A 21,176-nucleotide genomic window follows, 5' to 3' on the forward strand; every position below is an offset into this window, starting at 1 on the left:
CCTCTGCGTAGTGGGAGCGACCTCCCATCCCCGACCGTCTCCACGCTCATCACTCGTCATGATCGCGCTCTGGCGTGGGCGATGAGGGGAGTATGCGGGAGGAATGAGGGGCGGGGATAAGATGGATAAGTCTGGAGGCGACTAGATCGCGCCTGTGGCTCCACCCCCTCCTATCCTCCCCCATCAAGGGGAGGTATCGATCCCGTATGTGGCACGGCCTTAGCCTAAGCACCGGGCGGCACCTCCCCCTTGATGGGGGAGGTTGGGAGGGGGTGGCGGCCGACCCCGCCTAACTCGACTTCCACCCTGCCCCGCGCTTCAACCGCATGACGAAGCCGATGACTTCGGCGACGGCCTGAAAATGCTCGCCGGGGATGCTGTCATTGATGTCGACGCTGGCGAACAGCGCCCGGGCCAAAGGCGGGTTTTCGACGATGGTGACATCGTGTTCCTCGGCCACGGCGCGGATGCGCAAGGCCACGGCGTCGACGCCCTTGGCCACGCAGAGCGGGGCTTTCATGCCCTTGTCGTATTTCAGCGCCACGGCAAAGTGGGTCGGGTTGGTGATGACCACCGTGGCGTCGGGCACCGCCGACATCATGCGCTGGCGCGCCCGCTCCTGACGCAGCTGGCGCAGCTTGCCCTTGATATGGGGATCGCCTTCCATCTGCTTGTATTCGTCGCGGGTTTCCTGAACCGTCATCATCTGTTTCTTCCACCATTTCTGGCGGACATAGAGAAAATCGGCCGCGGCAATGGCGGTGACAACGGCCAGCACGGCGATGAAAATCTTGATGCCGATATCCTGGAAGTTGATCAGGATCACCATCGGATCGGTCGTCATCATGGTGTCGAGCCGGTCGCGCTCGGGCCACACCACCATCACCACCACCACGCCGACAATGGTGATCTTGGCCAGGCCCTTGCCGAAATTGACCAGCGACTCGCTGGAAAACAGCCGCTTGGCGCCGGCCAACGGCGAAATCTTGGACAGCTTCGGCGTGATCGGCTCGACCGATAGCAGCGGCCGGTGCTGGATCAGATTGGCCAGGATGGCGCAGGTCGACAGCACCGCCAGCGGCACCAGAATGGTGCCGACCAGCGTCAGCGCCAGCCCGTTGAAGAAGGCGCCGAAGCCCGCGCCGCCCAATTCATACTGATCGGCATTCATGAGCAGCAGCTTGAGCGAGCCGGCCAGATTGGCCGCCGTGGCCGGTGCCATCATGGAGAAAATCACCGCGGAGCCGAGCAGCATGAACCAGGTGGTCACCTCCTGGCTCTTGGCGACATCGCCCTTCTTGTGGGCGTCCTCCAATTTTTTCTGGGACGGGTCTTCTGTTTTACTGGCTTGTTCCGGGGCTTCGTCTGACATGGCTCAGCCCCTCCACATCGCCAGATGGTTCTCGAACGAGGTGAGATACCAGCCCATCATCATGGTCAGCAGCAGCGCCATCAGCGTCAGCCCGATCATGATATTGGCCGGCATCAGCACGAAATACACCTGCATCGCCGGCATCAGCCGGGCCAAAATGCCGGCGCCCAGATTGAACACCAGCCCGAAAACGATGAACGGCGCCGACATCTGCACGCCGACGCTGAAGGCGCCGGCCACGGTGCGGATGGCCAATTGCGCCGCATCATCGAACATCAGCGGGGCATCGAGCGGGAACACCATATAGCTGTCATAGGTCGCTGCCAGCGCCACGTGATGCAGATCAGTGGCAAAGATCAGCACCATGCCGAGAAAGCTAAGAAAGCTGCCGAACACCGCGCCCTGCACCCCCGCCTGGGTCGGGTCGGCGGTCATGGCGGCCGACAAGCCGGCCTGAAAGGCAATGATCGCACCGGCCACCTGGGTTGCCATCACGGTGATGCGGACGATCGCCCCCAGAATGATGCCGATCGCCAATTCATGGAAGATCAGGCCGATAATGGCCATCATGTCTTGCGGCATGACCGGCATGGCGTCGCTCAGTAGCGGATAGACCACGAGGGTAAAGGCCAGCGCGAAGCTGAGCCGCATCCGCACCGGGATCATGTTCTCGCCCAGCGCCGGCATCAGCATGAGGATGGCGCCGATGCGCGAGAACAGCAGCAGATAGACGAAGGCGGTATTGGGCAGCCAGTCGAGCCCGATCGTCACCGTCAGCCGCCCACGATGATCATGTCGACCACGCGGTTCATATAGCCGCCCATGGTGGCGCCGAGAAACGGCAGGGTCAGCAGCATGGTGAGGAAAATGGCGATGATCTTGGGGACGAAGACCAGGGTCTGTTCCTGAATCTGGGTCAGTGCCTGGAACAAGGCGATGACGACGCCGACCACCAGCCCGACAATCATCATCGGCGCCGCGACGATGATCAACGTCCAGATGCCGTCACTGGCAATGTCGAGAACGTCCGCGCCGCTCATGATGCTTCCTGCCGGCCGAATCGCCGTGGGGTGATTGTACTCCCGGCCACGAGATTGCGAGAGGGCTGTATGCCCGACCAAACTCGGTGTCATCCCGGCCTTGAGCCGGGACCCAGCCTGAGATCTCGAGATGGGCCCCGGCTCAAGGCCGGGGTGACACCGTGGTTGGGGAGCGCCTTAGATCGGCATCCGCATGATTTCTTCATAGGCGGAGATCACCCGGTCGCGGACGGTGACCATGGATTCGATGGCCATTTCGGTCTCGCTGAGGGCGGTCACCATGTCGACCACATTGGCCTTGCCGTTGACCATGTCGATGGCCATGGCGTCACTGGCGCGGCCGGTGTCGACCACGCCCTGCACCTGCTGAGCCAGCATGTCGGCGAAATTATTGCCCCCGCTGCCGCCGCCCGCGAGCGCGGTCAGATCGGTCTGCGGCTTGGCGGCCTGGGTAACCAGCCGGCTGGCATTGCCATAGGCAGCAGCGGCGGCATTGAACGGGGTGTTGATAGCCACGACTAGCTCCTATCCGGTCAGCCGCGCAAAATGTCGAGCGTGCGCCCGAGCATCTGCCGCGTGACGGTGACGACGTTGAGATTGGCTTCGTAGGTGCGCTGGGCCTCGCGCATGTCCATCGCTTCAATCAGCGGATTGACGTTGGGATATTGCACATAGCCGGTCGGATCGGCGGCCGGGTGGCCAGGCTCGTAGCGCGAAGAAAAATCGCTCATGTCATAGGCCAACCGCCCGACCTCGACGATCTTGCCGCCCACTTCGGCATCGAAGGTGGTCTCGAAGGTCGGGATGCGCCGGCGATAGGGCTCGTCCCCCGGGGCTTTGCCGGTGGAATCGGCATTGGCCAGGTTTTCGGCGATGACGCGCATGCGGGCGGTCTGGGCGTGCAGCCCGGTGGCGGCGATGCGAAGCGAAGAATTGAAATCCATCTGACGCTACCTCTAACCCTGCTTGCCCATGGCGGTTCTCAGGATCTTGATCGACTTCTGGTAGAGGGTGGTGGCGGCCTGATAATCCATCATATTGGTGGTGACCTTCATCATCTCGTCTTCGAGGGTGACGCCATTGCCTTCCGGGGTGATTTCGAAATTGGCCATGCGCTGGGCGCCAAAGGCGCTGCCTTCGCTGCTCGACACCGAAAAATGCATCGGCTGGGTCGCCGAAGTGGTGACGCTGGCGCTGGACAGGCCGCTGACCTGCTTGGCAAAATCATACCGCGCCAGATCGCGGCCGCGATAACCGGGGGTCTCGGCATTGGCCACGTTCTCGGCCAACAGGCCTTGACGGGTCTGATGCCAGCGCATCTTGTCGGTAAGCGCGGTAAAGACCGGCATATTCATCAGGCCCATGGCCGAACTCCCCGCGAGTCTCTAATAAGTGCGCGATGGGCAATTCTTGCCGACCTATGGTTAATCAAGCGTTAACCGACGCGGGTTACGGCAGTTTCAGCCTCGCATTCTGCACATTCGCCAGATGTGATAGGCAAGATATGCCGCCCGGAGTCGGGCGAATCTGAATTTGGAGCCGATATGACGTTCATCACCAGCCTCTTCGGTGGTTCGGGCAATACTGTCCTGACTGCTGTCTTTGCCCTTGGCGCCGTCGTCGTCGCCATCGTGCTGGTGCTGTGGCTGCTCAAGCTGCTGGCCAAGGCCTCCGGCAATGTTACGCGCGGCCGCAACCGGCGGCTGGCGGTGGTGGATTCGCTGGCGCTCGATCCCAAGCGGCAATTGCTGATCATCCGGCGCGACAATGTGGAGCATCTCATTCTGACCGGCGGCGCGCAGGATCTGGTGGTGGAAACCGGCATTGCCGTGGCAGACGCCCCGGCAGCCCAGCCGACCCGCCGCCCGATCCCGATGGTGGCGACGCGCAAGCCGGTCAAGGCCAGCCCTGCCCCGGCGCCGACCGTTGTTGCGCCCGTCGAACCGACCGGCACGGTGGTCGATCAATTGCGTGAACGCGGTCAGCCGCTGAACCAGCGCGCCCACCTGTCGCTGCGCCATACCGGCCTGCTGCGCCCCGTCAGCGACACGGAAATGCCAGTATCCCCGGAAAACTCTGCGCCTCCCGTCATGCCAGCCGCCGACTCAGCTAAAGAGGACAAGGCGCGGCGTGACGTAGAAGGCACCGACCTTGTCGAAGACAATAACGAGGCTCACCGGAACTGAGGCGGCTCCGTCGCGATTGCGGCGGCTGGCACCCTATGCTGGTCTCGTTGCGCTGGCCCTGCTGGCGCTGACTCCAAGCCTTGCCTTGGGGCAGGATGTGTCGATCGATTTCGGTGACGACACCACGCTCACCGAGCGCGCCGTCCAGATCATCGGCCTGATCACCCTGCTGTCGCTGGCCCCATCCATCCTGGTGATGGTGACCAGCTTCACCCGTATCGTGGTGGTGCTCTCCCTCTTGCGCACCGCCATCGGCCTGCAGACCGCCCCGCCCAACTCGGTGATGGTGTCGCTCGCGCTGTTTCTCACCATCTTCGTCATGCAGCCAACGCTGCAGCAATCCTATGACCAGGGCATCGCCCCACTGCTGGCCGGCGAAATCGAAATCGCCGAGGCCTTCGAGCTGAGCAGCGCGCCGCTGCATGAATTCATGCGCAACAATGTGCGCGAGCAGGATCTGACGCTGTTCTACGACCTGACCGACGCCCCGGCGCCGGACGCCCCCGAGGCGGTGCCGCTGCAACTGCTGATTCCGGCCTTCATGATTTCCGAGCTGCGCCGCGCCTTCGAGATCGGCTTCCTGCTGTTCCTGCCCTTTGTGGTCATCGACATGGTGGTCGCCTCGGTGCTGATGAGCATGGGCATGATGATGCTGCCGCCAGTGGTGATTTCACTGCCGTTCAAGCTGATCTTTTTCGTGCTGGTCGATGGCTGGTATCTGGTCGCCGGCTCGCTGGTGCGCAGTTTCGTCAGCGGTTAGCCGGTACTCGCGAGACGAGCCTTTGGCTCGGCGGCATTGAGCGGCGCCAGCGCGCCCTCCCCGCCATAGCTGTCACGATACGAGGCGAGGAAGGCATTGATGCCGTCGACGCCCGCGACCTGATTGGCCACCGCCTTGAATTCGAGGCTGGTGATGGCGACCTGCCCGGTCACCAGATCGAACATCGGCCATTCCGGAGTGACGACCATGGCGTCGCCAAACTTGGCGCGCAGGCGCGACAGGCCAAAATTGTCGCCTGACAGGGCGAAACCAACCGCCGCCTTGATCAGCCCGAGCCGCACCGGCTGGGCCAGTGGCGTGCCGACCGGCTGGTCGGCAAACAGCGCTTCCAGCATTTCGCCGGCACGATCATAGCGCTTGGCCTTCCAATGCGCGTCGATACGCAGCAGCGCGGTATCGCGGCCATCCATATCGCGCAGCAGGTCGAGCGCCAGCTGATCGCGACCGCCATCGATCATGGCGCGGGCTTCTAGAATTTTGCGCTGGCGCTGCAGCGATTCCGGCAGGTCCGGCAGGCGCGTGGCATTGAGCACGCGCATCGCTTCATGCGGCCGGCGGTCGGCCAGATAGATGACGGCCAGATCGGCAGCGATCTGCGTACGGGCCACACCGCGCAGCCGGTTGTCGAGCTGATATTCGAGCAGTTCGGCGGCCTGCGCCAGCAAATCCACCCGCACCAGTCGGCGCGCCAGATTGCGGATCATCTCGTCACCGCGCGCGCCGGGCGGCGTCAGCTGGCGGAAATCATAATACAGGCCCAATGCATCGACCGGCCCCAGCGAGTCGGCGACGCCATCGAGGAACAATTCGCCGAACATACGCTGCGCTTCGTCGCGCAGGGCATTGACCGGCGTGCTTTCCGGGTAATTGGCCACCGCCTGCTGCACGGTTTCAAAGCCCTGCCGATAATCGCCATGGCGGAAATAGAAATCGGCCAGCATCGCCTGCATCTCCGCTTCTAGCGGATTGCCGCGCCACAACAGCGCCTCGGCCGAGAGCGTGCCGGTGGCCTTGGCCAGATCGAGCGTGCCCTGCTGGTCGAGCAGGCGCAGCGTGCGGAAAATGGCTTCGGCGCGGGTAGGCCTGATATCGGCGGCGATCACCTGCCCATAGGTGTCCAGCGCCTCGGCAACCCGCTCGCGCCCCTCATCAATCCGCCCGGAGAGCAGATGATAGAGGCTCACCTGCTCGGGATCGAGCGTGGCGAAATCGATCTGGTCGATGAAGCGCTCGGCCAGCGCCATGTCATTGGTCTCGACGGCGGCACGGGCACCGGCAAAGGAGAATTTGTTGCGCACCCAGAGCGGGTAGCTCTCGATGATGCTGTTAGCCTCGACCGCGTCGGCGCGCGCGCCCTTGAAATCATGGAAATCGGCGCGCGCCATGGTCCGCCACAACAGGGCATCGACCTCCTGGCCCAGCGTCCCATTGAGGATGCCCAGGGCGTCGGCGGGGCGTGAGGCCAGCGTGTCGGCAATCGCCCTGGTAAGGCGCAGCTTGCGGGTCAGTTCCTCGGCCTTGAGGCCGGATTCGAGCACATCCAGCACGCCGAGCGCCTCATGGGCAAAGCCATTGGCGACGTAGTATTGCGCCAGCTCGAGCCGGGCGACATCGCGGTCGCGCCCCTCGGCTTCGGCGGCCACCACCTGCAGCGCCCCGATATGGCTGGTGAGGACACCATAGTCCTTTTCTTCCAGCGCCCGCAGATCGACAAAGCTGGCCCGCAGGCTTTCGGTGACGCCACTGCCGATGCTGCGTGGCGTATCGATGGCCGAGACCGTCAGCCCGCCCGACTGCGAAATCACCGCCAGCTCGTTTTCGATGGCGATGTCGATATCCGGCGATTTCGGCTTGATCACGAGACCATGCACGCTCCGCAACGCCGAAAAATCGACATAGTCGAGCGAGCGGGTCACGCCACGCGCCGGCGGATAGGCCGTGACCACCTTGAGCAGGTCACCCACCACCGGGTCGCGGAAATCATGGATGCGCGCCGGGCGCATGATTTCCGCCGTGATCTCGAAATCGCCTTCCATGTCGCGGCGACGGCTCAGATTGATCGGCTCGGTCGGCGTCAGCATGATATCGCCGAGCGAGAGCACCCAGGCCATGCCTTCCGAACCCAGCGTCGCCAGCCGCTCCTGCGACAGCTCCACCCGAACCACCTGCGTATCGCCCGAAGCCAGCACGGCAAAATCACTGGCCAGTGCATTCAGCTCCTGGGAATCGGCCGGCTGCAGAATGCCGGACACGGTATCAAACATCATCCACACGGTGTCGCCCCGGCGGAACACGGCGGCGGGCGTATCCTGCTCGAAGGGGAACACCACACGCACGGTCGAGCCGAGCACGCTGACAAAGGGCTTGATCGGCTTGGCGGCGCTCCCGGGAAACAGCTTGTCGACCACGGCGCTTTCCGGCCCGCTGCTGGCGAGCACGGGCTCCTCCGCCAGCGCCTCGACCAGGCTGGCGGCGGTGAAGCTGGGCAGGCCGATGCCGGCAATGTCGATATCGAGCACGAATTGGCGCGGCGAATTCTCATAAAAGCGCGGCGTCACCCCTTCGGCCAGGCTCAGCGTGACCAGCGCGCCATCCTCGGTGATGGTGCTGCCCACCGCGGCGACTTCGGGCGGCAGATCCAGCGCCAGATCGCGCAGATCCACCCCGACCGGCCATTCAAAGGCGATCTGGCTGGTTTCGCCATTCTGGCTAAAACTGGCCTCGGTCGGCACCGTCCAGTCGAACTGCACGCGGATAAAGGTGGGGTTGCGCCCGATCCGCACATCGGCTTTTGGATCGAGCGCGATCACATCGGCGGCCTTGCGCTGGCGTTCGGCGGCAATGGCGGCGACACGGGCGCGTTCGGCCAGCTCGTCGATAATGTCCTGCGGCAGCGCCGGCGGCATGCCCTGCCAATCACTCGGCAGCAGATCGATGAACAGCTTTTCGCCGGCCTCGATGCGGTTGAAACTGAATGCCTTGCGCAGACCCATGCGCAGACCCTTCCCATCGGGGTCGATGCGCGCCACCGACAGATACGGCGCCATGGTGGTGCCGACATCGGGCAGGATGACCGCCACCTGCTCCTCGAACTCCAGCGACAGCACGCCGTTTTCGATCCGCATGGTATATTTGGGAAGATTGTCGCGTCCGGGAAAACTCAGGATCAGCCGAGCATAGCCGTCTTCCTGGGTGGCAAAGAGCTGGCCCTGCTGCTGGCCCATGGCCGGCACGACCAGACCCAGCGTTGCCAAGGCAACACCAATCAGCACGACCCGCTTCGCGCGCCGCAAACCAGCCTTGATCGCGGTCTTCACCGGCTTCTGCCCGCCCGACGCACTGACGCGTCTCATGGCGAAGCCTTCGGCTCCGGGGTCATAAAACGCGAGGGTTACACAATACTCTCGCGTCGACCCTAGCGTCCCCGGCTTAACGTCGCCTTACTCCGAAGGGGAAAGCCTTACTGACCCACGATCTGCGGCAGCGCCGCCAGATCATCCGTGGTCATCTCCGTGGCGGGACGGTCGGCGAGCGCCGCCATCTTGACCGTCAGGTCCTGGGCGCGGGCCGGCTCCATTGCCGCCAGGATCGGCGCCATCTTGCGCGGGGCTATGGTCTTGGCCACGCGCAGCAGCACGTCCATGTCGAGATTGTTGAAAATCTTGGCCGCGTCCTTGGGCTTCATCGCTTCATACATCGCCACGATGCCGGCGAACTGGCCCGCCTCCATCTCGGTGCGCTGATCGACCAAAGACGAAATCTGCGCTTCCAGCGCGGCCAGCGTGGCGGCCCGCTCCTCGATGCGCTTCTCGGCAGCATCGACAATGGACGAGCGCAGTGCCAGATCCTGCTCATAGCGCTGCAATTCGGTCCGGCGGGCGGCCAGCCGCTCCAGCACCTGCTGTTCGGTCGCGGTGGTGCCGGACGCGTTGCTCAGCGGCTCGGTGCCGCCATTGGCAGCGAGCTGCATCGGCACCACATCGCCCGATGGCAGGCAATCGGCTTCCATGGCGTTGGCAAAGCTGCCCTCGGGCACTACGGCCGGCTCGGCATGCTCCGCATCCTCGCCGGCCACCGGCTTGAGGATCAGTTCGCCGGTCTCGGTCAGGGTGGCATCGGCTTCGCGGCAATAAACGCCTGAAGCCTTCATCGCCCCCGCCGGCGGCACAGCCCCGGGCCCGGCGATGGCGGGCAGGTCTCCCAAAGCCGCGTCAATCTCCCCAGCCTCGGCCGGCGCGCCCAGCGTTGGCGCGTCATCGGCCAGCGTCGGGCTGGTGTCTTCCATGGTGGGCTCGCCCGCCGGGGTCACCGTCAGATCGGCCTCGGTGGTCGTCCCGGCGTCAGTGCTGGCCCCGGCCGCCTGCGCCACGCCAACACCCGTCAGCACATAGCCGCCATTGGTGACCAGACCCAGAGTCTTGAGCACCAGAAGCGCGGCGATGGCCATGACGACGACCGGCAGCAGGCGAATTTTGGTCACGCGGCAGCTCCACGGCTGCGAACGCGGGCCGACAGCGTCTCGAGGGCCGATTGCACCTTGTTGGGCGGCTCGACCGGCGCGATGGTCTGGCTATGGCGGGCGACGCTGGTGATCTTGGCAATGCGCTCCATCAATACCGTGCCGGCATTGACGTGGTGGGCCAGCTCGATGCCGAAACGCTCGGCCTCTTCCAGCCGCGAATTCAGCGACAGATCGGCCTCGACGGCGGTCTGCTTGAGTTCCTTGATCGCCTGATTGGCGAGATTGGTGGCGCCCACCAGATCGGCCACCATCTGGCGCATCACGTCCTTATCGGCATGCAGGCGTTTGAGGCGCTCATTGAGGATGACGCAATAGCCGATTGTCAGCGCCAGCAGAATGGCGACAGCGCCTTCCACAAACAGGCCTAGGGGCAAGCCGAACATCATCGTCCTTCCAGTTTCTCGTCGATCGCCTCAAAGGCCGCCATGGTGACCTTGGGCTGGTTGAGCGGCCGGGAAACCCGCACCGAAACATGATTTCCGATATGGCCCATAATGGCCTCGGTAAGATCGACATCGCCGCAACGCAGGCGCACCGGATCGGAGGGCGAACGCTCGAACATCACCGTGTCGCCGGGCTTCATCGCCAACACGCGCGACAGCGGCAGGTTCTGCTCATGCAACACGGCTTCGATTTCGACGTCGGCGGCATAGATTTCGGTGGCGAGATGGCCTTCCCAGATCGGGTCACGGCCGAATTTTTCGCCCATGAACATCTGCAGCAATTGCTCGCGGATCGGCTCGATGGTGGCGTAGGGCAGCAGGATTTCGATCTTGCCGCCGCGATCATCCATCTCGATGCGCAGCTCGATCAGAATGGCGGCATTGCCGGGCCGGGAAATCGCGGCGAAACGCGGATTGGTCTCCATCCGCTCAAGCTTGAAATTGACATTGGTCACCGGCTCAAAAGCGCGATGGGTGTCCTCAAGAATGATCTCGATCATCTTGCGGGCCAACGCCATTTCGATGGTGGTGTAAGGCCGGCCCTCGACGCGGATATTGCCGCCGATCCGACGCCCGCCCAGCAGCACGTCGATCATCGAATAGATCAGGCTGGAATCGACCGTCAGCAGGCCATAATTCTCCCATTCCTCGGCCTTGATGACCGAGAGAATGGCGGGCAGCGGAATGGAATTGAGGTAATCGCCAAAGCGCACCGAGGAGATCGAATCCATGGTGACTTCGACGTTGTCGCTGGTGAAATTGCGCAACGACGTCGTCGCCAGCCGCACCAGGCGGTCGAAGACGATTTCGAGCATCGGCAGGCGTTCATAGCTCACCAGCGCCGAATTGATCAGCGCCTGGACGCCGGTCAGCTCGACATTGCTGCCGATGCTGGCGTCAAACCCCAGCAGGCTGTCGATTTCGTCCTGGTTGAGCACCCGGTCGGCACCGCCATCGCCATCGGCGTCGGTGCCTTCGAGCATGGCCGCCCATTCGGCAGTGGCCGCAGCGGCCTTCTGCTCGTCGGTCATCTCGTCTTCCGACAATGGCGCGGCCGCGACATCGTCGAGCCCCCAAGTGTCAGCAAGTTTGTCCTGATCGGTAGGGCCTGTCATTACTGCACCAGGATTTCCTTGAACAGGATGGATTCAACGCGGCTGGGATAGATCGCGACATTGACGCGGCGCAGCAGCTCTTCCTTGAGGCGATAGACCCCGGCCGAGCCTTCAAGGTCCGACTTGCGCAGCTCGCGCAGATAGACCTGAAACGCATCGACCACCTTGGCCATACGCGGCTGGATTTCGACCATCATCTCCTGATTGGCGACTTCCAGCGCCAGCTGCAGCTTCATGAACGCGCTGCCGTCGCCGTCATTTTTGAGATTCACCATCATCGGCGGCAGGTTGAAGATGAAGGTATTGCCCGCAGCCGGCGCAGCGCCATGCCCGCCATCAGCCGCCGCCTGGGCAGCCTCTTCGGTGGGCGCGGCGGACGAACTCAGAAAGACATACAGCCCTGCTCCGGCCAGCAGCACCACGAGCGCCGCGGCACCAATGATGATGAAGAGCTTGGGAATCCCCTTTTTGGCTGGGGCGCTTTCGTCGACTTCTGCTTCAGCGGCCATGCCAACCCTGCCAGATTTGAGGCTTCCCGGGCGATTCCGGTACTGCGCCCAGCTAAGCGCCCGATGGTTAACGATTGGTTACAAACCGACCCAAAGCGGCAAAATTTGCCGGGCAGCTTTTGCCGCATCCGGCAGCATTGATCCGGCAGGCTTAACCAGTACGCACAGCTATCTATCTGATTTTATTAAATATTCCGGTCTGGCATGGTTTCTGCAATGTTAAGGGCGAGGCGGTTGGCTTGGGGAAGTCGGCGGTCTCGGGGACGTTAACTTTCCGGGGATCAGCAATGATCGAAAATGCGCAACTGATCAGCCTCAGCCGGCAGATGGCGCTGCAGCGGCAGATGGATGTGGTGGCCAATAATATGGCCAACATCAACACCACCGGCTTCAAGGGCGAACAGATTCTGTTCGAAGAATTTGTCATGCCGGTCGCCCGCGACCAGAATTTCCCCCGCCTCGACCAGCCCCTCTCTTATGTGCAGGACTGGGCCACCATCCACGATCTGTCCGGCGGCGCCATGGTTCAGACCGGCAGCGAATTCGATGTCGGCCTCAATGGCGACGGCTTCTTTGCCGTGCAGACTCCTGGCGGCGAACGCTTCACCCGCTCCGGCGCCTTCCAGCTCAGCGCCAATGGCACGCTGGTCGACCTCAACGGTAATGCCGTGCTCGGCGAAGGTGGCCCGATCCAGTTCGGCCCCGAGGAAACCGATATCCTGATCGCCGCCGATGGCTCGGTCAGCTCCAGCGTCGGCATCAAGGGCCGCCTGCGCATCGTCGAATTCGACAACCCGCAGGCCCTCAGCCGCGAAGGCAACAATCTGTTTTCCGGCGGCGTCCCGGTGGCTGCCACCAATACCCGCGTCATGCAGGGCTTCATCGAGAAGTCCAACGTCTCCGGCGTGAGCGAAATGGCCGAGATGATCCGCGTCACCCGCGCCTATGAATCCGCCGCCAGCCTGGCCCAGAAGCAGGATGAGTTGCGCCGCAACGCCATCCAGCGTCTCGGCGACACGAACGCTTAAGCCTGAGGACCTGCCATGAAAGCTCTTTACATCGCATCGACCGGCATGAGCGCCCAGGAACGCAACGTCGAAGTCATCTCCAACAATATCGCCAACATGCGGACCACGGGCTACAAGCGCCAGCGCGCTGAGTTCGAGGACCTGTTGTATCAGCAGATCACCCGCGCCGGCTCCCCGACCTCCCAGCAGGGCACCATGGTGCCGGCGGGCCTGGAAATCGGTTCGGGCGTGCGCACCGTCTCCACCCCGCGCGTCATGAGCCAGGGTTCGGTCAACATCACCGAGCGCGAACTCGACGTCGCCATTCGTGGCGAAGGCTTCTTCATGGTGCAGATGCCCGATGGCCGCACCGCCTATACCCGCGACGGCTCGTTCGAGCGTTCGGCCGAGGGCGAGATCGTCACCTCGACCGGCTATCCGATCGAACCGGGCATCGTCGTGCCGGGCACCGCCACCTCGATCGCCATCTCGCAGGACGGTATCGTCAGCGCCTATCTCGACAACGAAACCATCCCCACCCAGCTCGGTCAGCTCCAGCTCGCCCGCTTCGTCAACAAGTCGGGCCTGGAAGCGCTGGGCGACAATCTGTTTGTCGAAACCGCCGCCAGCGGCCCGGCCCAGGTCGGCGTGCCCCAGGCCGACGGCACCGGCAATTTGCTGCAGAATTACCTGGAAATGGCCAACGTCAATTCCGTCACCGAAATCGCCGACCTCATCGCCGCTCAGCGCGCCTACGAGATGAACGCTCGCGTTATCTCCGGCGCCGACGAGATGATGCAGGCGACGAGCCAGTTGCGCTAAGGGAGCGATGACCATGCTGCGTTTCACTCTCGCCGCCTTGACCAGCCTGCTGCTCGCCGGCGCCGCCTGCGCCGCCCCGGTGCTCAAGGCCGACATCGTCGTTTCCGCGTCGGTCGTCACCGTCGGCGACATGTTCGACGATGCTGGCCTCGCGGCCGAACAGCCATTGTTCCGCGCCCCCAAGCCGGGCACCAGTGGTCTGGTCAGCCTCGTCGATATCGACGCTGCCCTGGGCCGTATCGGCATCGAGCAATTCTCCGCCAATGGCCTAGCCAGCGTCCGCGTCAGCCGCACCGCTGCCGTCGTCGATGAGACTGTGCTCTCCAGCCTGATCGCCGCCGATCTGGCGTCGCGCGGCATCATCACCAGCGACATGACCGTCGATACCATGTTCAGCGGCAGCGTCGCGCCGATCTACGCCGAAGCCGTCGGCCAGCCGGCCAGCCTGATCAATTTGCGCTACCTGCCCGGCAACGGCGCCTTCACCGCCCGCTTCGCCATCGCCGGTCTGGCGCAGCCGCTCGACCTGTCGGGCAGCATCGAGCTGATGGTCGCGGTCCCCCACATCACCGCCAACCTGCCCGCCGGCACGCTGCTCACCGCCGACAATATCCAGCTGCGCCCCGTGCCGCTGAAATTCGTCGAAAGCACCGGCGTGGCCCGGGTGGAAGACCTTGTCGGCAAGACCCTGCTGCGCCAGAGCCGCGACGGCATGCTGCTCAAGCCCTCCGATGTGGCGGTGCCGCTGCTGGTGGCCAAGAACGACCTCGTGACCATCTATTTCCGCAAGGGCCCGCTGACCCTGACCGTCAAGGGGCAGGCCATCACCGGCGCCGCCGCTGGCGGCCGGGTGCAGGTGCTCAATCTCATGTCCAAGCGCGTCATCAGCGCCGCCGTGCTCTCTGCCGGCGCCGTCGAAGTCAACGCCGATCCGCTCGCCCTCGCGGGCCTCTAGCAGTCTTCAGGAACCAGTCCCATGAACCTCATCAAAATCGCCACGCTCCTGACGCTGACCGCCGCTCTCGCCGGCTGCAACACCATGGATCGGCTGGCTTCGGTCGGCAGCGCCCCGCCGCTGACCGCCATCACCAACCCGACCACCATGGCCGGCTACCAGCCGGTGAACATGCCGATGCCCGAGGCCATCGCCGACACTTACCAGGCCAATTCCCTGTATCGCACCTCGGCCCGTGGCTTCTTCAAGGATGAGCGCGCCCACCGCATCGGCGACATCCTGACCGTCATGGTCACGGTCAATGACAGCGCCAAGATCGCCAACACCACCCAGTCGACGCGCTCCTCGAGCAACTCTGCCGGCATGGGCGGCATCCTGGGCGCCGCCATCAACGATGTCAGCGCCGGCAGCATCGACCCCTCGGCCGCCATCGAATTCGACTCGGGCATGTCCAATCGCGGCAATGGCTCGGTCAACCGCTCGGAAAGCCTGGCCACCTCGGTTGCCGCCGTGGTCACCCAGATCCTGCCCAACGGCAATCTGGTGATCGAAGGCCGCCAGGAAGTGCGGGTGAATTTCGAAGTCCGCGACCTGATCGTCGCCGGCATCGTCCGCCCCTCCGATATCCAGGCCAACAACACCATCCACTCGTCCAAGATCGCCGAAGCCCGCATCGCCTATGGCGGTCGCGGCCAGATCACCGATGTGCAGCAGCCCCGTTACGGCCAGCAGGCTCTGGACGCCATCCTCCCCTTCTAACCATCCCCGCATTCTCTGCCGCGCATTCCCCCAATGGCGCGGCAGGGCTCCCCGACAGGGCCAGAAGGCCCTATCCCCAGAGGCGCAGTCCCCCCGGCTGCGCCTCGTCCCCTTTTCGGGTACGGCTCTCGGTGCGACCGCCGATGCAGCCGCACTCTTGATTGCGCTTGGGGCGGATCCCCCTGCGAATGCAGTGTTTGGTAGATGCAGCCTCACCCACGATGTCACCCCGGCCTTGAGCCGGGGCCCATCCCGAGATCGCGTCACCGCCGCAAGGTGGTCGGCCCACCCATCTCAGGATGGGTCCCGGCTCAAGGCCGGGATGACATTGCGTTTGTGGCGAGCCCGGAACACCCCAACTTATCCATCTTATCCCCGCCCCCAATTCCTCCCGCATACTCCCCCTCATCTTCCGGGATACGAGCGGCGCTGCAGCGACCGGTGTCCGGCAAGACGGTCGGGAGGGTGGAGGTCGCGCTCCGCCCTGGGCTGCGCGGATGGGGCTTTCTGGCATGGGGCTACGGGTCCATGCTGGGGCTTGCGGTCTGCCTTCCGAGAAAAACCCGACGCCCCGAGGCGACTATTGCCTCACTATTTTACTTTACCAGAGGCGACAGCCGCCTCGGGGCTCCGCTCGTCTATCATAACCGCCCCGCACCAGCCGGGCGGCGCTTCGGCACGCTTGCCCCCTGCGCCGCGCTGTGGAACATCACAGTTTCTATCTTCAGGAGTCTGCCATGTCCTTCCAGAAACTCGATGATCTCGGCCGCAAGCTCGAAGCGCTGGAGCATGCGCTGTCCATTCTGGGGGCCGACGAAGCCACCCATATGGCGGTCGGCGGCGGCGAGAAACGCGCCGAGGCCATGGCCAATCTGGCCGGCATGTATCACGCCCAGGCCACCGCCCCGGAAATCGCCGACTGGATCGACGCCGCCAAACCCGAAAGCGAGGACCAGACCCTCGCTCTGGCCGAGTTCAAGCGGCAATATATCAACGCCACCTGCCTGCCGACCGAATTTGTCGAGCGCCGCACCGCCGCCACCATGCGCTCCGAACAGCTCTGGCGCGAACTGCGCGCCAAGGGCGATTGGGACAGTTTCCTGCCGGCGCTGGAAGGCGTTGTCAGCCTCGTGCGTGAGGAAGCCCAATTGCGTGCCGACGCGCTGGGTCTGGCCCCTTACGACGCGTTGATGGACCAGTATGATCCCGGCAACCGCACCGCCGAGTTGGATGGCGTGTTCGCCGATCTCAAGAGCTTCCTCAAAGGCTTCGTGCCCGCCGCCCTCACCGCGCAGGAGGCTCGGCTGGCCCGCCGTCCGCGCAAGACGCTCAACGGTCCCTACCCGATCGAGAAACAGCGCGAACTCGGGCTGGCCGCCATGCGCGCCGTCGGGTTTGATTTCACCCATGGCTCGCTCGCCGTTTCGCATCACCCCTTCTGCGGCGGCGTGCCCAGCGACGTGCGCATGACCACGCGCTATCGCACCGATGAATTCCTGTCGTCACTGATGGGCGTGTTGCACGAAACCGGCCACGCGCTTTACGAGCAGGGCCTGCCCAAGGAGTGGTCGCATTGGCCGCTCGGCAAGGCGCGCGGCATGGGCATCCATGAAAGCCAGAGCCTGTTCGTGGAAATGCAGCTGGCCCGCAGCCCCGAATTCTGGGAATTCGCCCTGCCGCTGGTGCACACCCATCTCGGCGATGACGCCATCCACGGCTGGGACATCACCGATATTCTGAGCGAAGTGAATTTCGTCCAGCGCGGCTATATCCGCGTCGATGCCGACGAGGTCACCTACCCGCTGCATGTCATCCTGCGCTACGAGCTGGAACAGGATCTGGTCAATGGCAAGCTGGAGGCCAGCCAGATTCCCGAGGCCTGGGACGCCAAGATGACCGAATATCTCGGCATTTCCACCATCAACGATCCCAAGGACGGCCCGATGCAGGACGTGCATTGGCCCGGCGGCGCCTTCGGCTATTTCCCCAGCTACACGCTGGGCGCCATGATTGCGGCCCAGCAATGGGCGGCGCTGGAAAAGGCGCAGCCCAATCTGCGCAACGACATCGCCGGCGGCGACTTCAGCGGCGTCAACCAATGGCGCAGCGACAACATCTGGAGCCAGGGCTCGCGCTGGTCGACCCCCGACCTGATCACCCGCGCCACCGGCGAACCGCTGAATGCCGAGTTCTTCAAAACCCATTTGCAGCGGCGCTATCTGGCGTAGTCGCCCTTCACCTCTCCCTTGGGGGAGAGGTCGACCCTCTTGGGTCGGGTGAGGGGGCCTTCGCAGAATACGGTATTTAGAAAAGGCCCCCTCACCCGGCGCTGCGCGCCGACCTCTCCCCCCAAAGGGAGAGGTGAGAGGCCCAACCTTGACATCCCCGCCCCCTGCCCTATTTTCCCCTCACACGCAGCACTGACCGGACGGTACAACATGGAATTCACGATGAACGACTGCCTCGCTTGCATCGCTCATCTGGAATCCGCCCATGTCCGCCTCCGTTTCCCTGCACCAGCTCACCTATTCGACGCCCGCTAACCAGCCGCTCTTTTCCGGTCTCGACCTCGCCTTCGGCCATCAACGCACCGGGCTGATCGGCCGCAACGGCACGGGCAAATCCACCCTGCTCCGCCTCATCGCCGGACTTATCCAACCCACTGCCGGATCGGTTACGATCCAGGGCAGCATCGGGATGTTGGAACAATCTGTGCAGGTACTGCCCGACGATAGTGTCGCCGACCACCTGGGCGTCAGCGCTGCGCTGGCCCGGCTCGACCGGCTCGAACAAGGGCTGGGTAGCGTCGATGATGCCGGCGAGGCCGATTGGACCCTGCCGGGCCGCATCGAGGCTGCTTTGGCCGAAGTCGGCCTGCCCGCCTATGCGCCCGACCGCCTGCTGACCACGCTAAGTGGCGGCCAACGCACCAGGCTGGCTTTGGCCCGGCTGATCCTGAGCGCTCCAGCCATCATCCTGCTCGATGAGCCGACCAACAATCTCGATGCGGATGGACGGCAGGCGGTGGTCGATCTGCTGCATCGTTGGCGCGGCGCCGCCATTGTCGTCAGCCATGACCGCGCTTTGCTGCGCGAAATGGATGCCATTGTCGAGCTGACCACGCTGGGCGCAAAAACCTATGGCGGCAATTGGGACCATTATGCCGAGCGCAAGGCGCTCGAACTGGCCTCGGCCGAACACGACCTCAGCACCGCTGAACGTAAGGTCGCCGAGATCGAGCGCAAAATCCAGGCAGTCGCCGAAAAGCAGGCGCGCAAGGACGGCGCCGGCAAGCGCAAGGCGGCCAAGGGCGATATCCCGAAGATCATGCTGGGCGGCATGAAGGAAAATGCCGAGAACACCAGCGGTGAAGGCGCTCGCCTCGCCAACCGCCTGCGCGGCGATGCCGCCAACGCGGCGAGGGACGCCCGCTCCAAGGTGGAAATCCTGACCCCTTTGTCGGTGACGCTGACGCCGACCGGCCTGCCCGCCGGCCGCACTGTGCTGCAGGCCGATGGGCTGAGCGGCGGGCCCGGCACGATCATCCGCGACCTGTCGCTGACGCTGATCGGTCCTGAACGGGTGGCGATTACCGGTCCCAATGGCTCGGGCAAAACCACTTTGCTGCGGCTGCTGACCGGCGCCCTGCCGGCCACCGCCGGCGTGGCCCGCATTCTGGTGCCCCATGCCATGCTCGACCAGAGTGTGAGCCTGCTCGACCCAACGCTGAGCATCCGCGACAATTTCCGCGCGCTCAATCCCGATGCCGACGAAAACACCTGTCGCTCGGCGCTGGCCCGCTTCATGTTCCGCGCCGATGCGGCCTTGCAACTGGCCGGCACGCTGAGCGGCGGCGAAATGCTGCGCGCCGGGCTGGCCTGCACCATTGGCGGCAATCATCCGCCGCAATTGCTGATCCTCGACGAGCCCACCAACCACCTCGATATCCAGGCCATCGAGCAGGTCGAAGCCGGGCTGCGGGGCTATGACGGGGCGCTGCTGGTGGTGAGCCACGACGCCGATTTTCTCGAAGCCATCGGCATGACCCGGAGCATTGCCTTGCCGATGAACGCAAACTGAATTCGCCGCTCAGAAGCCGTTCCAAATCAATCGGCTAATCCTCGTGTCATCGGCAAGAAGCGCTCGGAGGGAGCGCAGCCAAACAGGAGAGACCAAATGATCCGCAAGCTCATCATCGCCACCGTCGCTGTCGTCGCCCTTGCTGGCGCTGCTGCCCCCACCATGGCCAACGACATTTTCATCGACCAGTTCGGCTTCGGCAACGCCGTCGGCGGCGCCCAGAGTGGCTGGAACAACAAGTTTGGCGTCAAGCAGACCGGCAATTGGAACACCGGCATTTCCAACCAGACCGGCGGCAACAATGTCAGCGCCATCGGCCAGCAGGGCAATAACAACTATGGCGATGTCTGGCAGAACGGCTGGAACAATGCCGGCGGCGTCGGCCAGTTCGGCAACAACCACACCGCCGTGATCACCCAGGACGGCAATGGCAACATCGCTGCCGGCGTGCAGGTGGGCAATGGCTGCAACGCCAATGTGGTTCAGCACGGCGCCGGCAACGTCACCGCCTTCGTCCAGGCCTGCCCCTGATCAGTGCTGACATGCATTGCCAATGGCCGGCAGGGCTTTGCCCTCCGGCGCGTTTGAGGAGGAAACCATGACCATCCCAACCCGGCGCAGCAGCGCCATCCTGCTCGGCCTGGCGCTCGCCACCATCGCCGCCGGCGCCGGCCTCGCCAACTCCACCGCCGCCGCCACAAAATGCGGCGTCACCAGCACCACCGAACACGGCATGCTGACCCTCGAAGGCAGCATTCTGAGCCCGGTGGCCGTGAGCGGCGACTACCGCTTCGCCATTCGCAGTTCCAGCAATGGCGGCTCGTCCAATATCAGCCAGGGCGGCCATTTCACCGCCGCCGCCAATGAAGTGACGGCGCTGGGCAACGTGATGCTCAATGCCGGCGCCAACTATGATGTCAGTCTGGAAATCACCGCCGGCGGCCAAAAAATCATGTGCGATCAGGATGTTGCGAGTCTGACGTGAATCTACACCATCACACTAGCTGAAGGGGCTCCAGGCGACTGGGGCCTCTTTAGTTTGGCGCAAAGAAATCGGTGAACGAAATCTGAATAACCCACTCCAGATCGGTTCAGTCAGCCCCCTCTAAAGTCAAGTCATCGGCTGGAACACCCAGCAAAGCCAAGCACCTCAGGGAGAGAGACATGACCACCAAATTCACCAAAACCGCCGCCGCCGTTTTTGCCGCCATCGTCATCGGCGCTGCCAGCCTCACCGCCCCCGCCATGGCCGCCGGGCAGGTGTCGATCAGTTTCACCCCCAGCGATCCCGACCAGCAGCAGGCGCTGGGCATGGGGCTGCAGATGTTCTCGCTGTTCAAGGGCCTCTCGGCCAGCGGCGCCAATGTCAGCCAGAATGGCAGCTTCAATGCCGCGGGCTTCAACCAGTCCGGTTCCGGCAATCACGGGCTGATCGTGCAGGAGGGCAATGGCCACCAGGGCACCATCCAGCAGAACGGCAACAACAATAATTGTGGCCTGTTCCAGTTCGGCCAGAACACCAATGCCCAGTGCAACCAGAACGGCAATGGCCAGTCGAGCCTGACCACCGTGTTCGGATTTTAAG

General features: G+C 63.7%; 22 protein-coding genes. 11 read left to right on the forward strand and 11 right to left on the reverse strand.

Annotated elements, in window-relative coordinates; translation table 11 throughout:
• Window positions 1–289: 289 nt before the first annotated feature.
• From flhB to flgB, 6 genes are all read right to left on the reverse strand, one after another.
• Window positions 290–1,372, reverse strand: a complete 1,083-nt coding sequence (flhB, locus tag ACX3OZ_RS02240) for a flagellar biosynthesis protein FlhB (RefSeq protein ID WP_459095058.1) — start codon at window positions 1,370–1,372, stop codon at window positions 290–292.
• 3 nt (window positions 1,373–1,375) lie between these two features.
• Window positions 1,376–2,143, reverse strand: coding sequence for a flagellar biosynthetic protein FliR (fliR, locus tag ACX3OZ_RS02245; protein ID WP_459095057.1), 768 nt, complete (start codon window positions 2,141–2,143; stop codon window positions 1,376–1,378).
• 2 nt (window positions 2,144–2,145) lie between these two features.
• Complete coding sequence (gene fliQ / locus ACX3OZ_RS02250) at window positions 2,146–2,412, reverse strand: flagellar biosynthesis protein FliQ (RefSeq protein ID WP_459095056.1); 267 nt, start codon at window positions 2,410–2,412, stop codon at window positions 2,146–2,148.
• Window positions 2,413–2,589: 177 nt separating this feature from the next.
• On the reverse strand, window positions 2,590–2,922 hold the full coding sequence (gene fliE, locus ACX3OZ_RS02255) for a flagellar hook-basal body complex protein FliE (protein ID WP_459103833.1): 333 nt from the start codon (window positions 2,920–2,922) through the stop codon (window positions 2,590–2,592).
• Window positions 2,923–2,945: 23 nt separating this feature from the next.
• Window positions 2,946–3,356 carry a flagellar basal body rod protein FlgC gene (flgC, locus tag ACX3OZ_RS02260; RefSeq protein ID WP_459103740.1) on the reverse strand — a complete coding sequence of 137 codons (411 nt, stop codon included), beginning with the start codon at window positions 3,354–3,356 and terminating at the stop codon, window positions 2,946–2,948.
• Window positions 3,357–3,368: 12 nt separating this feature from the next.
• On the reverse strand, window positions 3,369–3,776 hold the full coding sequence (flgB, locus tag ACX3OZ_RS02265) for a flagellar basal body rod protein FlgB (RefSeq protein ID WP_459095053.1): 408 nt from the start codon (window positions 3,774–3,776) through the stop codon (window positions 3,369–3,371).
• 180 nt (window positions 3,777–3,956) lie between these two features.
• Between flgB and ACX3OZ_RS02270 the strand changes: the two genes are divergently transcribed.
• A complete protein-coding gene (locus ACX3OZ_RS02270) occupies window positions 3,957–4,598 on the forward strand; it encodes a hypothetical protein (RefSeq protein ID WP_459095052.1) in 642 nt (213 codons plus the stop codon).
• Complete coding sequence (gene fliP, locus ACX3OZ_RS02275; protein ID WP_459095051.1) at window positions 4,564–5,358, forward strand: flagellar type III secretion system pore protein FliP; 795 nt, start codon at window positions 4,564–4,566, stop codon at window positions 5,356–5,358. Before ACX3OZ_RS02270 ends, fliP begins: the two co-directional genes overlap by 35 nt.
• Here the strand turns inward: fliP and ACX3OZ_RS02280 are convergent.
• The 5 genes from ACX3OZ_RS02280 to ACX3OZ_RS02300 form a co-directional block, all read right to left on the reverse strand.
• Window positions 5,355–8,732 carry a tetratricopeptide repeat protein gene (locus ACX3OZ_RS02280; RefSeq protein ID WP_459095050.1) on the reverse strand — a complete coding sequence of 1,126 codons (3,378 nt, stop codon included), beginning with the start codon at window positions 8,730–8,732 and terminating at the stop codon, window positions 5,355–5,357. The two genes, fliP and ACX3OZ_RS02280, sit on opposite strands and share 4 nt — an antisense overlap.
• A 107-nt stretch (window positions 8,733–8,839) precedes the next feature.
• Complete coding sequence (locus tag ACX3OZ_RS02285) at window positions 8,840–9,859, reverse strand: MotE family protein (RefSeq protein ID WP_459095049.1); 1,020 nt, start codon at window positions 9,857–9,859, stop codon at window positions 8,840–8,842.
• Window positions 9,856–10,284 (reverse strand): DUF6468 domain-containing protein, encoded by a 429-nt coding sequence (locus tag ACX3OZ_RS02290; RefSeq protein ID WP_459095048.1) that lies wholly within the window; start codon window positions 10,282–10,284, stop codon window positions 9,856–9,858. The genes ACX3OZ_RS02285 and ACX3OZ_RS02290 overlap by 4 nt, the downstream gene beginning before the upstream one ends.
• Window positions 10,284–11,459, reverse strand: coding sequence for a flagellar motor switch protein FliM (fliM, locus tag ACX3OZ_RS02295; RefSeq protein ID WP_459095047.1), 1,176 nt, complete (start codon window positions 11,457–11,459; stop codon window positions 10,284–10,286). The genes ACX3OZ_RS02290 and fliM overlap by 1 nt, the downstream gene beginning before the upstream one ends.
• On the reverse strand, window positions 11,459–11,968 hold the full coding sequence (locus tag ACX3OZ_RS02300; protein ID WP_459095046.1) for a flagellar basal body-associated FliL family protein: 510 nt from the start codon (window positions 11,966–11,968) through the stop codon (window positions 11,459–11,461). The genes fliM and ACX3OZ_RS02300 overlap by 1 nt, the downstream gene beginning before the upstream one ends.
• A gap of 290 nt (window positions 11,969–12,258) precedes the next feature.
• Between ACX3OZ_RS02300 and flgF the strand changes: the two genes are divergently transcribed.
• From flgF to ACX3OZ_RS02345, 9 genes are all read left to right on the forward strand, one after another.
• Complete coding sequence (flgF, locus tag ACX3OZ_RS02305; protein WP_459103834.1) at window positions 12,259–12,996, forward strand: flagellar basal-body rod protein FlgF; 738 nt, start codon at window positions 12,259–12,261, stop codon at window positions 12,994–12,996.
• A gap of 15 nt (window positions 12,997–13,011) precedes the next feature.
• On the forward strand, window positions 13,012–13,797 hold the full coding sequence (gene flgG, locus ACX3OZ_RS02310; RefSeq protein ID WP_459095045.1) for a flagellar basal-body rod protein FlgG: 786 nt from the start codon (window positions 13,012–13,014) through the stop codon (window positions 13,795–13,797).
• Between the two features lie 13 nt (window positions 13,798–13,810).
• Window positions 13,811–14,752, forward strand: a complete 942-nt coding sequence (gene flgA, locus ACX3OZ_RS02315; protein WP_459103741.1) for a flagellar basal body P-ring formation chaperone FlgA — start codon at window positions 13,811–13,813, stop codon at window positions 14,750–14,752.
• 21 nt (window positions 14,753–14,773) lie between these two features.
• On the forward strand, window positions 14,774–15,511 hold the full coding sequence (gene flgH / locus ACX3OZ_RS02320; RefSeq protein ID WP_459103742.1) for a flagellar basal body L-ring protein FlgH: 738 nt from the start codon (window positions 14,774–14,776) through the stop codon (window positions 15,509–15,511).
• A gap of 737 nt (window positions 15,512–16,248) precedes the next feature.
• Window positions 16,249–17,739, forward strand: coding sequence for a carboxypeptidase M32 (locus tag ACX3OZ_RS02325; RefSeq protein WP_459103743.1), 1,491 nt, complete (start codon window positions 16,249–16,251; stop codon window positions 17,737–17,739).
• Between the two features lie 265 nt (window positions 17,740–18,004).
• A complete protein-coding gene (locus tag ACX3OZ_RS02330) occupies window positions 18,005–19,591 on the forward strand; it encodes an ABC-F family ATP-binding cassette domain-containing protein (protein ID WP_459103744.1) in 1,587 nt (528 codons plus the stop codon).
• A gap of 96 nt (window positions 19,592–19,687) precedes the next feature.
• Window positions 19,688–20,122 (forward strand): curlin, encoded by a 435-nt coding sequence (locus ACX3OZ_RS02335; RefSeq protein WP_459095040.1) that lies wholly within the window; start codon window positions 19,688–19,690, stop codon window positions 20,120–20,122.
• 67 nt (window positions 20,123–20,189) lie between these two features.
• Complete coding sequence (csgH, locus tag ACX3OZ_RS02340; protein WP_459103745.1) at window positions 20,190–20,576, forward strand: curli-like amyloid fiber formation chaperone CsgH; 387 nt, start codon at window positions 20,190–20,192, stop codon at window positions 20,574–20,576.
• 179 nt (window positions 20,577–20,755) lie between these two features.
• Window positions 20,756–21,175: a curlin gene (locus ACX3OZ_RS02345; RefSeq protein WP_459095038.1), complete on the forward strand. Its 420-nt coding sequence runs from the start codon at window positions 20,756–20,758 to the stop codon at window positions 21,173–21,175.
• The last annotated feature ends 1 nt before the right edge of the window (window position 21,176 follow it).

This window comes from Devosia sp. A369, from assembly GCF_054489345.1.

Excerpts from the sequence above, each read along its gene's own strand:
- flhB (WP_459095058.1), bottom strand. The coding sequence starts at position 1,372 with ATGTCAGACGAAGCCCCGGAACAAGCCAGTAAAACAGAAGACCCGTCC.
- fliQ (WP_459095056.1), bottom strand. The coding sequence starts at position 2,412 with ATGAGCGGCGCGGACGTTCTCGACATTGCCAGTGACGGCATCTGGACG.
- flgC (WP_459103740.1), bottom strand. The coding sequence starts at position 3,356 with ATGGATTTCAATTCTTCGCTTCGCATCGCCGCCACCGGGCTGCACGCC.
- flgB (WP_459095053.1), bottom strand. The coding sequence starts at position 3,776 with ATGGGCCTGATGAATATGCCGGTCTTTACCGCGCTTACCGACAAGATG.
- ACX3OZ_RS02270 (WP_459095052.1), top strand. The coding sequence starts at position 3,957 with ATGACGTTCATCACCAGCCTCTTCGGTGGTTCGGGCAATACTGTCCTG.
- ACX3OZ_RS02280 (WP_459095050.1), bottom strand. The coding sequence starts at position 8,732 with ATGAGACGCGTCAGTGCGTCGGGCGGGCAGAAGCCGGTGAAGACCGCG.
- ACX3OZ_RS02290 (WP_459095048.1), bottom strand. The coding sequence starts at position 10,284 with ATGTTCGGCTTGCCCCTAGGCCTGTTTGTGGAAGGCGCTGTCGCCATT.
- fliM (WP_459095047.1), bottom strand. The coding sequence starts at position 11,459 with ATGACAGGCCCTACCGATCAGGACAAACTTGCTGACACTTGGGGGCTC.
- ACX3OZ_RS02300 (WP_459095046.1), bottom strand. The coding sequence starts at position 11,968 with ATGGCCGCTGAAGCAGAAGTCGACGAAAGCGCCCCAGCCAAAAAGGGG.
- flgG (WP_459095045.1), top strand. The coding sequence starts at position 13,012 with ATGAAAGCTCTTTACATCGCATCGACCGGCATGAGCGCCCAGGAACGC.
- flgA (WP_459103741.1), top strand. The coding sequence starts at position 13,811 with ATGCTGCGTTTCACTCTCGCCGCCTTGACCAGCCTGCTGCTCGCCGGC.
- flgH (WP_459103742.1), top strand. The coding sequence starts at position 14,774 with ATGAACCTCATCAAAATCGCCACGCTCCTGACGCTGACCGCCGCTCTC.
- ACX3OZ_RS02325 (WP_459103743.1), top strand. The coding sequence starts at position 16,249 with ATGTCCTTCCAGAAACTCGATGATCTCGGCCGCAAGCTCGAAGCGCTG.
- ACX3OZ_RS02330 (WP_459103744.1), top strand. The coding sequence starts at position 18,005 with ATGTCCGCCTCCGTTTCCCTGCACCAGCTCACCTATTCGACGCCCGCT.
- ACX3OZ_RS02335 (WP_459095040.1), top strand. The coding sequence starts at position 19,688 with ATGATCCGCAAGCTCATCATCGCCACCGTCGCTGTCGTCGCCCTTGCT.
- csgH (WP_459103745.1), top strand. The coding sequence starts at position 20,190 with ATGACCATCCCAACCCGGCGCAGCAGCGCCATCCTGCTCGGCCTGGCG.
- ACX3OZ_RS02345 (WP_459095038.1), top strand. The coding sequence starts at position 20,756 with ATGACCACCAAATTCACCAAAACCGCCGCCGCCGTTTTTGCCGCCATC.